11 protein-coding genes, 1 tRNA gene and 1 pseudogene are annotated in these 13,375 nt (G+C 59.6%); 2 read left to right on the top strand and 11 right to left on the bottom strand.

What is annotated here, in order from left to right:
- Positions 1-609 precede the first annotated feature (609 nt).
- From SCM96_11350 to rbsK, 9 genes and pseudogenes are all read right to left on the bottom strand, one after another.
- Positions 610-1,938: an aldo/keto reductase gene (locus SCM96_11350; protein ID MDW7761216.1), complete on the bottom strand. Its 1,329-nt coding sequence runs from the start codon at positions 1,936-1,938 to the stop codon at positions 610-612.
- 102 nt (positions 1,939-2,040) lie between these two features.
- Positions 2,041-2,409: a hypothetical protein gene (locus tag SCM96_11345; protein MDW7761215.1), complete on the bottom strand. Its 369-nt coding sequence runs from the start codon at positions 2,407-2,409 to the stop codon at positions 2,041-2,043.
- Positions 2,410-2,542: 133 nt separating this feature from the next.
- Positions 2,543-2,653, bottom strand: a pseudogene (locus SCM96_11340) (ribokinase).
- Between the two features lie 37 nt (positions 2,654-2,690).
- The gene (locus tag SCM96_11335) at positions 2,691-4,049 is read right to left on the bottom strand and encodes a sigma-54 dependent transcriptional regulator (GenBank protein ID MDW7761214.1); all 1,359 of its coding nucleotides are present in this window, start codon (positions 4,047-4,049) and stop codon (positions 2,691-2,693) included.
- A complete protein-coding gene (locus tag SCM96_11330; GenBank protein MDW7761213.1) occupies positions 4,042-5,292 on the bottom strand; it encodes a HAMP domain-containing sensor histidine kinase in 1,251 nt (416 codons plus the stop codon). Before SCM96_11330 ends, SCM96_11335 begins: the two co-directional genes overlap by 8 nt.
- Positions 5,289-5,738: a hypothetical protein gene (locus SCM96_11325; protein MDW7761212.1), complete on the bottom strand. Its 450-nt coding sequence runs from the start codon at positions 5,736-5,738 to the stop codon at positions 5,289-5,291. Before SCM96_11325 ends, SCM96_11330 begins: the two co-directional genes overlap by 4 nt.
- Entirely contained in the window at positions 5,735-6,910 is a 1,176-nt protein-coding gene (locus SCM96_11320) for a hypothetical protein (GenBank protein ID MDW7761211.1), read from the bottom strand. Before SCM96_11320 ends, SCM96_11325 begins: the two co-directional genes overlap by 4 nt.
- Before the next feature lie 70 nt (positions 6,911-6,980).
- Positions 6,981-7,379 carry a hypothetical protein gene (locus SCM96_11315; GenBank protein ID MDW7761210.1) on the bottom strand — a complete coding sequence of 133 codons (399 nt, stop codon included), beginning with the start codon at positions 7,377-7,379 and terminating at the stop codon, positions 6,981-6,983.
- A 177-nt stretch (positions 7,380-7,556) separates the two neighbouring features.
- The gene (rbsK, locus tag SCM96_11310) at positions 7,557-8,507 is read right to left on the bottom strand and encodes a ribokinase (GenBank protein MDW7761209.1); all 951 of its coding nucleotides are present in this window, start codon (positions 8,505-8,507) and stop codon (positions 7,557-7,559) included.
- A 79-nt stretch (positions 8,508-8,586) separates the two neighbouring features.
- Between rbsK and SCM96_11305 the strand changes: the two genes are divergently transcribed.
- Both SCM96_11305 and SCM96_11300 read left to right on the top strand, forming a co-directional pair.
- A tRNA-Ala gene (locus tag SCM96_11305) sits at positions 8,587-8,662 on the top strand.
- Positions 8,663-8,689: 27 nt separating this feature from the next.
- Positions 8,690-9,556, top strand: coding sequence for a TIGR00730 family Rossman fold protein (locus SCM96_11300; protein ID MDW7761208.1), 867 nt, complete (start codon positions 8,690-8,692; stop codon positions 9,554-9,556).
- Positions 9,557-9,559: 3 nt separating this feature from the next.
- On the opposite strand, the gene SCM96_11295 is transcribed toward SCM96_11300, so the two are convergent.
- Positions 9,560-10,270: a PrsW family glutamic-type intramembrane protease gene (locus tag SCM96_11295; GenBank protein ID MDW7761207.1), complete on the bottom strand. Its 711-nt coding sequence runs from the start codon at positions 10,268-10,270 to the stop codon at positions 9,560-9,562.
- Between the two features lie 12 nt (positions 10,271-10,282).
- Positions 10,283-13,363, bottom strand: a complete 3,081-nt coding sequence (locus SCM96_11290) for a DUF6067 family protein (GenBank protein MDW7761206.1) — start codon at positions 13,361-13,363, stop codon at positions 10,283-10,285.
- Between the last annotated feature and the right edge of the window lie 12 nt (positions 13,364-13,375).

The raw sequence follows: 13,375 nt of genomic DNA, 5'->3' as shown, positions 1-13,375 counted from the left end.
GTGATCAGCGAAAAAACCCATAGTCAGATTATGCCACAGGGCCGAAACCCCGGGCTTCAGCCCGGGGAGTTTTCATTTCATAAAAAAAGAATATCCCCGGTTGATTGCCGACGACGTTTTTGAAAGGGCGAAAAGGAAAGACGCCGTATTTGATGATCCCAGGGCGGCGGCAATGCATTTGAAGGAGGGATTCCGTATTATTCAACGATCCGTCCCAAAATCGTCGGGAATCGGCCTCTGCGACCTCCCGAATCCCGGTTTGATCCCGTTTCCCCGGCTTATTAAACCCGTCGATTGGGATGAGTTTGAGAAGGTCTTTTTGGAGTTGGCGGAATGGCTCGGTACTCGATGATCTCCATTTTATGCAATTCCTCGATTCTGAACTTCCGCCAGTTACGGATAACGCACGGCTAGCGCCGGTTGTTTCAAGGAGAGATGCAAAAAGCCAAGGAGAGATTGCGTTCGATTAATATGATTGATTGAATGCTGACATATAAAAACCGGAGTTTATAATATGCCATTATAAACAAGGGCGTCTATACTGCCACGAATCGTTGGGATTGTCGTCATTTTTCATGACAAATGACGACGGATGTGTCAATTGTTTTTTTAAGCCCAGGGCTTCAGGGACATCTGCGCGTGGGCTAAAACCAGGAGGCCGCGGGCGGGCACGCCGTAGGGGCAGGCCTTTTCGCAGAATCCCGGACATGTTTGACAGGCTTCGGCCGCTTGGCTTCCCAACCCGGCGTATTTCTCCATGGCGAACTTCTCGCTGCCCTGGGCCTCGAAGTAATGGGCGTAGCGCATGATCGTGTTCACGGGAACCGCATGAGGGCAGGAGGCCTCGCAGACGCCGCAGGCGTGGCGGCAATAGAGCCGGCCGCAATCTTTTTCGTAATCCCTGAGAAGGTTCCGGTCCGCCGTCTGAAGACCCGTGCCGGAGAGTCCGATGAGATCCCGGACATCGTCGAAGGTGTTGAAGGCCAGGTTCAGAGTGTGGACCCGGGGATCGCCGAGCACGAACTTGAGCGCCGCGGCCTTGATCTCGGCCGGGCCTTCCAGGCCGTGTTCGCGGATGAAGGCTTCCGCCTGCGCGGCCGTCTCCTCCATCCTGGCCCAGGACTGCTGCATCCGCTCGTCGATCTCCTGTCCTTCCCGCTTCATGCGTTCAATCCGCTCCTTCATGTCGTGGTAGCGGCCCAGAGGGTTGGACTTCATGATCGTCGTGGCGATATTCTTCTTTGCGGCGGCCTCGAGAACTTTCTCTCCGGCTTCCTTCTGCAGGAAATTGTAGACGAGAAGCAGGAGGTCGAAGCGGCCGTCTTCCACCGCGGCCGTCAGGACATCCTCCATGGCTTCGCCCTGGCCCGCCATGCGGGGGCCGTGGTTGGCCACGCCGACGAACCGGACTTTGCCCTCCTTTTTGAGCTGATCCATTCCGGCATGAAAGGCCTCGTTCTTCAGGGATTCGGCGGTCGGAGCGCCCTGATTCATGAGACAATCGACGTAGTCGGTCTGCAGGCGGCCGAGGCATGCCTGGACTTTTTCGATGACCTGGTCTTTCGTCATGTTATCCATGACACGGATCTTGGTGGCGATGAAAAGGGACGACCTGTCGCGGCCCCGGATGGCTTCGGCGATGCTCTGTTCCGCGGCGCCCCGGCCGTAGCCTTCGGCCGTGTCGACGTAATTGACGCCGGCATCGAAGGCCGCGGCCATCACGGCGGCGGGAAAGGTCTGTGATGTCCCGATTCCGATGTCAGAGACCTTGAATCCCGTCCGGCCCAGAGTTCGATAGGACAGTATCTTGGAGGTCTCTTCTCCGGGAAGCTTTGCGGCCGGCAAGGCGCCCGCTCCGAGCGTTGTTCCAACCCCGGCCAGGCCGATCGCCGAAGCCTTGATAAATCCTCGTCTGTCCATACCGGTTCGTTTTGCCATCGTTTTTCCCTTCATTTAAGATATCGGAATTATAGTCTATCTCGGAACAAAACTCAACATTCGCCCATGGCGCTTATGATCTCATTCCGTTCGCGAATCGGCTTACTTTTTCTTTGCGGTCCACTCCATTTCGTTGTCCATGACGGTCACGGTGCCCTTCATGGTGTCGCCGTCGACGGTGCCCTTGTAGACCATGGTCATTTGGCCTCGGGGCGTTTCGCGATTGATCGTCCATTGGATGGCATCGCCGTCGATTGTGCCTTCTCCGACCATCGGGTCTCCGCCGCGGGGACCGGGCGGCATGGTCACGGTGATCTTGTTGCCGTCCTGGGCGATGGTGATGTCGCGGGTCATCTCACCCTGGCGGCCCTGGGACGTCATGGCCCATGTGCCGGACACGTCGGCGGCCCAGGCGGAAAGGGACAGAACGGCGAGGAGAACGATAGAAACGAGAGAAACTTTCCTGATCATAGCGGCTCCTTCATTGCGCAATTTGCACTTCCACCTATTAGACGCCTCCTCCCGATTTTTCTTCCCGATCCGCGCAGCGATGCCATTGGAATAGAGGCCTCAGGAAACCCGGGGGTCAGGATGCTTTGGCGGATCAACGATGTTCTGCGAGAAAATCGTTGATTTCGGCGCGACCGGGGATGGAGGGCTGGGCGCCCGGACGGGTCACGGACAGAGCAGCCGCGGCGCTTGCGAAGCGCCCCGCCCGGCCGGGTGGCCGATAAAGCGGGCTTCCGGACCGTTTAAGAGACGATTCCGAGGGTTTTCATCTTATAAGCGAGGATCCGCTCGGTGATGCCCAGTGCCCTGGCAGCCCGGCTCTTGACACCCCCCGATTCCTGCAGGGCCCGCCGAATCTCCCGGGATTCGAGGCGCCGGACTTTTTCTGTCAGCGGCAGGTCTTCGCTTGAAAAGTCCTCTTCCCGTTTTTCCGAGAGGTAGACGGGGAGGTCGGCCTGCGTGATGTCCTCCCCGTCTGCGAAAACGGCGGCGCGCTCGATGATGTTTTCGAGTTCCCGGATATTTCCGGGATACGCGTAGCGGACAATCGCCGACATGGCTTCGTGTGTAATCCCGCGGATTGTCTTGCCTTCCCGTTCGGCATAGGTCTTGATGAAACGATCGACCAATGGCGGGATGTCCTCCCTCCTCCGGCGAAGGGGAGGGATGCGGATGTGAATCACGTTCAGACGGTAGAAAAGGTCGGGACGGAATTTCTCCTCGCGCATCAGTTTCTCCAGATCCCGGTTCGTGGCCGCGATGATCCGGACGTCCGAGTGGAGAGCCGACGAAGATCCCAGTCTGTAGAACTGCTTGTCCTGGAGAAAGCGGAGAAGTTTCACCTGGACCTGGGGTGTCAGATCGCCGATCTCGTCGAGAAAAAGCGTCCCGCCCGAGGCCGCTTCGAATTTTCCGATTTTGCGCTCATGGGCGCCGGTGTAAGAGCCTTTTTCGGCGCCGAAGAGTTCGCTCTCGACGAGCGTTTCGGGCAGGGACGGAATGTTCACAGCCATGTAGGGGTCGTCCTTGCGCCGCGACGCGAAATGAATGCTTCGGGCCGCCAGGTCCTTCCCCGTGCCCGTCTCGCCGTCGATCAATACGGCGGCGTCGCTCCCGGCCGCCTTGGCGATCAGGCGCATGACCTCTTCCATTCCTGGAGAGGCGGAAACGACGTTTTTCAAGCTGAATTTTGTCTCGAGTGATGTCCGGAGAAGGGCGATTTCCCGGCGCAGCTTCTGGCGCTCCAGGGCCCGCTCGACGGACGGCAGGAATTTTTTGAAATCCAGGGGCTTGACGATGTAGTCGTAGGCGCCTTTTTTCAAGGCTTCGACGGCGGTTTCGATATCGGCGAAAGCCGTGACGACAATCGGCGTGACCAGGGGGTTGCGTTCCAGGACGGCCCGGATGACGTCGATGCCCGTCTCGCCGTCGAGCTTGTAATCGACGATGGCGACCTCGACCGCGCGCGAATCGACGGCCGCTGTCGCCTCCCGGAGGGAGGCGGCTTCCAGAACTTCGTAGCCTTCCTGTTCAAGATTTCGGCGGATCAATCGCCTCTGCAGAGGGTCGTCTTCGACGATCAGGATTGTGGCTTTACTCATGTCGGACTCCCGAAAGTTGAATGAGGAATGTCGTTCCCCGCCCGGGCTCGCTTTCGACGTCGATCCGTCCTCCGTGAGCTTCGACGATTTTTCGGGCCGCATAGAGGCCGATGCCCATGCCCTGATCCTTGGTGGAGAAAAACGGCTCGAAGATACGGACCGCCTCGTCGGGAGGCATGCCCCGTCCCGTGTCCTCGATTCGGACAAGGATTTCACCGCGGATCATTTCCGCTTTGACCGCGACCTCGCCCGACTCTGTCGCTTCGAAGGCGTTGCGGAAGAGATTCTGCAGGGCCTGGATAAGAAGATCCCTGTCGGCGAACACGCGGATCGGAGATGTCTCGGTATAACGGAACTCCACGCCGGGTTTGGCGCTTCCCGGGGCGACGGAGTCGCGGGCTTCCCGGACGACATCCCGGAGAACAAGGTTTTCGCGATGGGGCCGGAGCGGTTTTAGCGAAGCCGAGAAACGGTCGATAATATCGGAGATCCTTCGAACCTCCTCCCGGCCCAGGGCGACATCGGCCATGACTTCGGGAGGACCTTTCCTGTGAAGAAGTTCGCAGAGCAGGGCCAGGCTGTTCAGGGGGTTCTTGATTTCGTGGGCGACGACCGACGTGAAGGAGGAGATTTCGCGGAACCTCTCCTTCTCCCGTTTTTCCTCCTCTGCCTCCTTGGCCTTGGCCAGATATCTTTTCTGGAGTCCGTAGACGCCGATGAAAAAAACGACTCCGGCCGCGGCCAGGGCGCCGAAGAGAGCCAGCAGATTGCGGTTGGAACGGGCGATCATTTCCTCCCAATCCGAGAGGGAATAGCCGAGATAGAGCCGGAACGACCTGCCGTCGGCCACGGCAACGGGGGCCAGAAAATTGAGAATGCTTCCCGCGGGCGAGGGGATGATCCAGGGCTCCGTCCTGGATGCGTCCCGGCGGGTCAGAGGGAGGTAGCCCTCGTAAACCGACTTCCAGCTCAGGATGTTGTCTTCGCCGTCGAGAAGGGCCAGGTAGTAGATTTGTTCCCGGCCGGCTGAAAGGCCGAGGACGACATCGGGGGCCTGTCCCTCGTCGAGGAGCCGGGCCACACCGGCCGTAAGGATCTCAACTGTGGCCTGGAGCTGCTCGCGCACGAGGTCCCGGGTTTTGGTCTGGACATAACTCCGATTGAGGAATGAGAAAATGAAGAGAAGGACAATCAGCCCCGCGAAGGGAAGGCCGAAAAAAAGAGGGAAATTGAAACGCCTCACATGCCCCGGCCCCGCCGTTTCCCTTTCATCGCCCCCCCGCGCCAGTTCGGAAAGCCCTTCCGGTCGCGAACCCTGAAGATTTCCCCGCCGGCACGGATCTCACGGGCGATCAGGAAGAGTTCGGAATCCCGGGAGTAAAACGAACCGGTGATCCTCACCCGTTCGCCCTGGTGGAAATCCTGGCTGAAAAATCCGGCCGGGCTGACTTCGACGTTATAGACGCGGCCCGTTGTCCTTTCCTCCAGGATGATGACGAGGAAGGGCGGTGCCGATTCGTACCGCGATTCGAAGAGGATCTTCCGGATGGTCCCGTCCACCCGCCGTTCGGTATCGACGTTGTAGAAGTGGGGGGCCGCCTTGGCGGTGGGCGGTTCGGCTTGCCGGACCGGCGCAGCCGCGGTGCAGACCGTCAAGAGGACGGCCATAAGGACGGCTTGGCGTTTCATGTCTTGCCTCCCCAGTTGAAGGTCCAATCGATCCCGGCCGTCAGAAAAAGGCCTTTCCAATTGAACAGGAGGTCGTTGGAACGGTTGTCGACATGGGAAAAACCAACGAAAACGTTCAAGACGGGGAAATTCTTTTCCAGACGGGCGTCCCACTGCTTTCTCGTGTCCCGCCGGAGCGGGCTCAACATTCGTCCGTCCAGATCCATGGCTTCGATCCCCGGAAATTTCTTGGAGGATGAAGTATAGCCGATTTTCAGTTGCATGTTCCAGGGGATCAGAACCGTCGCCAGTCCGGAGATTCCGAAGCCGTTCCAGGAAAAAACGTCGTAGGAGGGATTCTCGACCATGTAGAATTCCTCGATGGAAACAAAAGGATTTTCTCCTGACAGCGTCCACTGCCGGAGGGCCGAGACTCGAAGGCCGAAATGGTCGCCGATGCCCTGAGCGACGAGCCCCGAAAGGGAAGCGATTTGAATCCCCTGGCCCCGGCCGTCGGTTTGGGGGGAAATGAAACCGCTCCGCCAGCCCATGCGTCCGCCGCCGGGGCCTTGCCCGCCACCGGCTGAGGCGAAAGATGTTTGGACCGTCGAGGCTTGGGCCTGAAAGGGGTGGAGAAAATACTTGAAGCCCCACTGGGCTTCGCCCTTGAGCGTTGTCCTCGAATCGAAATACCGGTCGATCGTAACTGCGGCCGTGGAGCTCAGATAGTCGAACAAGGGATCGCGGGTGTTCCTGAATTCGAGGACGGCGTTGACGTTCAGGATGGATTGGGGTGTCAGGTAGGATTTGACCGCTCCCACGGCGGCGAAATGGAAAAAGTTGAAATCGGAAAAATCGGAGCGGTAGAGAACGCCGCCCAGCCTGGCCGAGAGGTAAAATGCGGTTTTTTCGTTGACCGGCCGGAGATAATCGATTCCCGCATTCTGGGCATAGGATCCGATGTTTGTGTTGTTGTTGAGATGGGAATATCGGCCTTCCGTAAAGAAGGAAAAGGGTGCGAAGGATTTATCGAAAGAAAAGGCCAGATTGGAAATCCCGTCTTTTTCGGGAAAGCTTGTCTGGAACAGGTTGTCCGTGTAACTCTGGAAGAAGGAGAGGGTCAGGTTGTCGGCGGCCTGAATCGCCGTCGCGAGGCCGATGAGTGTCGCCGCAACGATCGTGAATTTTTTCATCTTGCCCTCCGCGGGCCGTGAGAAAGGGGTTGAGGCCCCTTTCTCGCGGCGCGGATCCGGTGTCGACGATTCAGCCCCGGCCCTTGCGCAGGCCGTTTCCCTTGGGTCCCGTCCCGTCACAAATTCCGCCGCCGAGACCGTTCTGCCCGTTTCGGAAGGAAGAATTGTTCCATTGTCTGCTACCCTGGAAACCCTTTCTGTTTCCGAACTGGTTTGCGGAACCTTTCATGTGCCGGTTTTGATAACCGGTTCCGTCCTCGGGCCGGTTCCAGTCCGGATCCTGGCAGTTCGGGATGCCGTCATTGTCATGGTCCCGAATGAAGTCGTTGATCCCGTCGCCGTTCTGGTCAATGAACATGTTCCGAACCTGATGCCTGGACTGAGCCTTGGTCTGTTCTCCGGCCTGCGCCCAACCCGCTCCCAGAATCAGGAGAAGTCCGGCGATGGCCGCGATGTGTTTTGCGCTCATGTTGAGCCTCCTTTCATTCTAATCTCGAGACCCAATTTAAAGCAAGTTGCGTGCCAAATCATAAAGTAAATAAAATCAATGCCTTGTGTTTCTTGAAATGTGATAAGGCCGACAAGCTTGTTGATAGGTCGACAAAATTGTCGGAATTTTTATGATTTGCATAAGGATGCCGGCGACTCAACGATGTCCGGCGAGAAAATCGTTGATTTCGGCGCGACCGGGGATGGAGGGCTGGGCGCCCGGACGGGTCACGGACAGGGCGGCTGCGGCGCTTGCAAAGCGTACCGCCTCGTGGAGGGTTTTTCCTTCGACGAGGGCGACGGCCAGCGCGCCGTTGAAGACATCGCCCGCCGCGGTCGTGTCCACCGCCTGAACGGGAAAGGCCGGGAAATGGAACCGCTCCTTTCCGGATGCGGCGAAGACACCGCCGGCGCCCAAGGTTATAAGTACGGCATCCACGCCCCGATCCAGAAGCGCATCCGCCGCCGCATCGGATTCACTCTGAGCGCCGAACCGGATTCCTGATAGGGTCTCCGCTTCCGTCTCGTTCGGCGTCAGCCAGGCGATATTCCGGAGGAGATCGTCTCCGATCCCGGCCGGCGGAACGGGCGCCGGATTGAGCATGACGGGCACGCCGTTTGCGGCGGCAATCTCCGCGGCGCGGACGACGGCGGGGAGGGGGATTTCGAGCTGAACGAGAAGGAGCGAGGACTCTGCGATGATATCCGACGCGCGTTCCATATCGGATGCGGAGATTGCGGCGTTTGCGCCGGAAGCGACGGCGATGGCATTCTCGCCCTTGCCGTCGACCGCGATCAAGGCGACGCCGGAGGGCGAGTTTTCATCCGTTGTCAGGAAATCGGTCCGGATGTTTTCCCGGGCCAGTCCCTTGAGAGCGTTTTTCCCGAAAGCGTCGTCACCGACGCGGCCGATAAAGACGACCTCGCAACCGCCGCCCGCGGCCCGGGCCGCGGCCACAGCCTGGTTCGCGCCCTTGCCTCCGGCCGCCGTCCGGAATTCCGATCCGAGCACGGTTTCGCCCGGCTTTGGGATGTGGGGAACATGGACGATCATGTCCGTATTGGCGCTTCCCGCGACCACGATTCGCGGTCTCCGGATGTTTTTCATTTCGGCTCCGGCATTGATTATAGGTGATTTCGCTTGACGGGGAAACCCGGATTCTGTAAACTTGGAGAACTTCGGGAACGGGGCTGTAGCTCAGCTGGGAGAGCGCTTGACTGGCAGTCAAGAGGTCGTGGGTTCAAGTCCCATCAGCTCCACCACCCCATCTCCCGGGAAGGAGAATCCGAATGAAAAACCCTATCCCCAAAGTCGAGGATCTTCTTCGCGCTCCGGCCTACATCAAGGCCTACAAGGACGTTGATTTCTTAAACCGGGACGACCTGCGCCCCGTGCGGCTGCAGCTCGAACTTCTCAAGCCCGAGTTGCTGCAGAACGAACAGCATATCGTCTCGACGATTGTCGTGTTCGGAAGCGCCCGGTGTTCGGATCTCGAAACCGCCCGGGCGAAATGGGATGCGGAGAAGGAAGATCTGGCCCGCAATCCGGACGACCGCGCCGCCCGCCGCGCCGTGGAACGGGCCGCAAAAAGTCTTGAGCATGCCCAGTATTATGAGGCTGCCCGCGCCTTTTCCCGAATCGCTTCCGAAGCCGGTCAGCTTCCGGAGGGCAAAGGCTTTCGGGAATTCGTGGTGGTGACCGGCGGCGGTCCGGGCATCATGGAAGCCGGAAACCGCGGCGCCTGGGAGGCAGGCGCCAAGAGCATCGGACTCAATATCACCCTGCCGCATGAACAGGCGCCCAATGCCTACATCACCCCTGAGCTGTGCTTCAATTTCCATTATTTCGCCATCCGCAAGATGCACTTTCTCCTGAGGGCGCGGGCCATGGTGGCCTTTCCCGGAGGATTCGGCACCCTGGACGAACTCTTCGAAACGTTGACCCTCATTCAGACGCGCAAGATGCCGGCCATCCCCATCATCCTCTTCAACCGCTGCTTCTGGGAGCGCATCGTGAATTTCCACGCTCTCGTCGATGAGGGCGTCATCGCCTCCGAGGATATCGCCCTGTTTCACTACGCGGAAACACCCGAGGAAGCTTGGGAGATGATCTTCAGCTATTACGAGAGAACGATCCCGGAAGGTCCGCGGATCTGAAAGCTAAGCGGCGGCATCGCGGGAGGCCCGCCGGCCCTCCTTTTCGAGAAGCCGGATGACCCAGATCCAGATGACCAGGATGAGAAGCGCGGACAATCCGCGCAGGGAAGGCGATATCGTCAGAAAATTGAACAGGCCGTGAACAATCGCCGAAAGGGCAACGCCCGCCGCGGCCGGTCCGGCCAGGGGTTTTCCCTTGATCTTGGCCACGCCGACCATGTATCCCCAGATGGAGGCGAAAATCGTGTGGGTCAGGGGAGAAGCAATGGCTCTCCCGACGAGCTCCCAGCCTTTCATAAAGGGAAGATAGCCGATGTTTTCGAAACTGGCGAAGCCGACGGCGATGGCCGAAGCGTAGATGACACCGTCGATTTTTTCGTCGAACGCCCGAAGCCGGAGAATGACCAGGGCGAAGGGAATGAACTTGAACGTTTCCTCCAGAAGACCCACAATGCCCACGGAATAGAGTAAAAGAGTCAGGGGATCGCCCGCTGCAACGACGGCATGGAAACTGCCCGGAATTCCGATCCGGGGCAGGAGACCGTAGGCCAGAAAGCAGAAAAACGCCGCAAGAAAACCCAATCCGAAGGCCTCGAAAAGATGGGCGATGGGCTCCGGCCGCCGCCGGTCCTTGAAGTAAAAATAGCCGATCCAGAAAACGGCCGGACCGATGACGGCGGCCAGGACGATCCAGGGATTCATGGCTGAAGGCATGGGATCGCGATTCTATCTCTTCGCCTCGATGATGAGAAGCCGCCCTTTGCCGGGTTCGAGCGGGATGCCCTCAAGTGTCCCGAACTCGGCCTCTTCCTGAAAACCCTCGATCGCCGGCGAGCGGAAAACGGCCGCGGCCGGGTTGATGCCGAGGCGCTTCCAGTCCACGGTCAGGGGGCAGGTCAGGGGTTCGTCCGCCCAGCCGGCCAAGGCGACGAGCGCCCGGCCCTTTTTCAGATAGACCGTGGCCGGAACGGCCGGGTGGTCCGTCCGGACCGGGCATTGGGGCGACCAGTAGCCGATCATCTCCGAGCCCTGGATTCCGAAGTCGTCCCAGACTTTCCACATCGGCCGCGGATCGCCGGCCCAAGGCAGCCGGCTGGTCATGCCGTAGATCATGCCGCGCCAGGGGTTGCCCCCGTCCTGGAGCATTTCCCCCATGAGGCCGAAGGGAATTCCGGAAAGCTCGACCATCCAGTAATCGGGAGAGGATCCGTAGTCGAAATACTCGCCGAACCAGAGCCGGTCGATAAACGGAAAATGTTCCATGTAGAGGTTGGCGCTCGAGGCGAACCCGTCCCGCTCATTGTATTGATTGGCGGAGTGAAGGTCGATGAGCGATCCGGGGCGGTTTCGGGCCAGGATTTTCCGGGCCCGCTTCATGGTCGTGCGGTCGAAGGCCAGGTCGTCGATATAAAGGCCGTCGATGCCGATGTTTTTGGTCAGCCAGTCGAGCCCTTCGAGGTAGTAGTTGTGCCAACGCGACATGCCGCTGTTGATGACGGCCGCGTCCTTGAGATCGGGAACGAACCAGGCGGCGATATAGTCGCTGCGGAGGTGTTCCTGAAGCCATGAATACCCGCCCCCGGGACCCGGCGAGAAAATCTCATGACCCAGGCTGCGGAGGGCGAAGAGTTCCGGCGCCCGGTTCGAAAGCTCGCGGATGGTGTTGTAGATTTTGACCTTGAATCCCCGTGTGTGGGCCTCGTCGATATAGGCTTTCATCTCTGCGGTTCGCAGGAACGGATAGTTGATGTAGGGATTGACGGCATTGGCGTGATGGACATTGATCGTGTTGGCGCCGGTTTCCGCCACTTCGTCCAGGGTTTTGAAGGCATGGTAATACCGGGTTTTCCATTGGCCTTCGGTGTCCAGAGGTTTGAACGGGGTCAGAAGCAGATTGAAATCGAAATGAAGGGTCTCGCCGGCGTTCAAGGTCCGCCGCCCGGATGAGGCGGCGCAGACGACCGTCGTTGCGCTCGTCTGCCGCACCGCCACCCAGCCTTTGCCCTCGTTCCACCAGGATGGGGGGAGATTGAGAGGTTGGGAGAGATAGAAATTGGTGTTCAGCGGTCGCCGGTAATTCTCGGCCCGGAGCTGAATCTGAACGCCGGCGTTGACGTCGCCGACCCAGAGGGCGTCCTGATTTTTGCTCTGATCCCAGGTCCATGAGAACGTGCGGGGCATGAAGCCGCCCTTGTGACCCAGACCCATCATGTATCGGGCGGCATCACGGGACAGGGGGATTTCGAGGCGGATGTCGTCCACGGTGACTTCGCGGTCGGCCCGGACGGCGACGCGGTAAGAGACCAAACCGTCGAATTCAAGGTGAGCCTCGACCGAGATCTCGAGATCGCCGACCCGGTTCACCGCCTGCCAGACCGCCGCGCCCGGAGGTTTTCCGGTGATGCGGACGCGGCCGGTTTTCCACGGCAGGGGCAGTCCGATCGAATCTCTGACGATGAGTTCAACGGGCGAGGCGATCAGTTCTCTCGCCGTTCGGCCGATGCCGGTGACTTCCGGGGTGAAATAACTTTGGATCTTTTCGGGAAATCCCGTGTCCCCGACGACCAGGCTGCGGCCGAGAATGCGAACCGTCCGGCCGCGGACTTCAACCGGAGTGAAGGGAGGAACAATGCCGTCGTCGAAAGCAATTCGGGAATTCAACCAGCGGAGCCGGGAATGGCGCCAGGGTTCGCTGTCGCCCGCATCGGGAAGGGTTTCGCCGGTGACATGGATTTCCACGGGAATTTCGGTTCGAGGCGCACCCTCCGCGGCGATCGTGACCGTTCCCTCATAGACTCCCGGTGCGGCATCAAGAGGGATGGGAAGACCGCACCAGAGCGCCTGGACGCGGCCCCGGTCCACCCGGACATCTTTCCGGAAATCCCGGCCATCCCAGTTGACGCCTTTCGTATTGAAACAAGTGGCCGATGCGGCCGGAATCACGGCCGCAGACCCGGCCTGACCGGCGGCCGTTTCTCCGCTTTTCGGCCGGAAATCCGAAAATGCGACATCGATGGTTCCGATGTCCCGACGGGCGGCCCAAACGCCCAGTTGGAACGTGTAGTATTCGCCGCGGGCCGCCTCTCCTTGAAAGCGGCCGCCGGGACCCCGGGCCGCCCAGCGCATGGGAATGTCGTCCGTCATGCGGATGGGGAAGCGCCGGTCTTCGGGAAAAACAAGATAGGCCGCCTCGGAATGCGCGGCCAGGATCGCGGCTTTTTCGGCGGACGTGGCGATCGTTTCCATCGGATCGAAACTGTTGAACGCATCCACGGATTGGATTTCAACAGCTTCTGCCCATGGGAAGACGTCATCGCCGATCTCACCGGGCTGTGCCCAGCCGAGGCCGTTTCGGGCCAGCCAGGCGGGATCTGTTCCGGTGCCGGGTTCGAGGTATTTGACTGTAGGGTAATTGACTCGACCCTCGGATTGATAGGGCATGTAATACACGAAGTATTCGGCCTTCGCGGTGGGCGCCTCGAAGACGATGTCGCCGAACTCCCTGTTGACATCGAGGCCGAAGACGTTGGCGATCCGCGATCCGGTGGTGCCCTCGACGACGATGAGGCCTTTGCGTTCGGGATGAGGATCGGGACGGCGCCAGGGAATGCGGACGCGGACGGCGTCGGCTTTTTCCCGGACGCGGACGACCGCCCGATGGTTGCCCAGCCCGGATTCGGGATCCCAGTCGCCCGTTCCGAAAGGAACGTCCCGGATTTTTGCGGGTGCGGCAAAGAGCAGAACGGCGGCGAAAACGGCCGCTCCTCCGGTGAATAAACGCATTTTGCGGGGGACGTGCATTCCCATCGTTCTCCTCCT

The organism is Acidobacteriota bacterium (assembly GCA_033549365.1).
In the GTDB taxonomy this organism is placed as follows: Bacteria; Acidobacteriota; Aminicenantia; order Aminicenantales; family Saccharicenantaceae; genus JAWSUF01.
Note: the sequence above shows the minus strand (reverse complement) of the source record. Positions and strands in the feature narration are given on the sequence as shown.

Excerpts from the sequence above, each read along its gene's own strand:
- SCM96_11320 (MDW7761211.1), bottom strand. The coding sequence starts at position 6,910 with ATGAAAAAATTCACGATCGTTGCGGCGACACTCATCGGCCTCGCGACG.
- SCM96_11300 (MDW7761208.1), top strand. The coding sequence starts at position 8,690 with ATGAAAAACCCTATCCCCAAAGTCGAGGATCTTCTTCGCGCTCCGGCC.
- SCM96_11335 (MDW7761214.1), bottom strand. The coding sequence starts at position 4,049 with ATGAGTAAAGCCACAATCCTGATCGTCGAAGACGACCCTCTGCAGAGG.
- SCM96_11345 (MDW7761215.1), bottom strand. The coding sequence starts at position 2,409 with ATGATCAGGAAAGTTTCTCTCGTTTCTATCGTTCTCCTCGCCGTTCTG.
- rbsK (MDW7761209.1), bottom strand. The coding sequence starts at position 8,507 with ATGAAAAACATCCGGAGACCGCGAATCGTGGTCGCGGGAAGCGCCAAT.
- SCM96_11290 (MDW7761206.1), bottom strand. The coding sequence starts at position 13,363 with ATGGGAATGCACGTCCCCCGCAAAATGCGTTTATTCACCGGAGGAGCG.
- SCM96_11325 (MDW7761212.1), bottom strand. The coding sequence starts at position 5,738 with ATGAAACGCCAAGCCGTCCTTATGGCCGTCCTCTTGACGGTCTGCACC.
- SCM96_11295 (MDW7761207.1), bottom strand. The coding sequence starts at position 10,270 with ATGCCTTCAGCCATGAATCCCTGGATCGTCCTGGCCGCCGTCATCGGT.
- SCM96_11350 (MDW7761216.1), bottom strand. The coding sequence starts at position 1,938 with ATGGCAAAACGAACCGGTATGGACAGACGAGGATTTATCAAGGCTTCG.
- SCM96_11315 (MDW7761210.1), bottom strand. The coding sequence starts at position 7,379 with ATGAGCGCAAAACACATCGCGGCCATCGCCGGACTTCTCCTGATTCTG.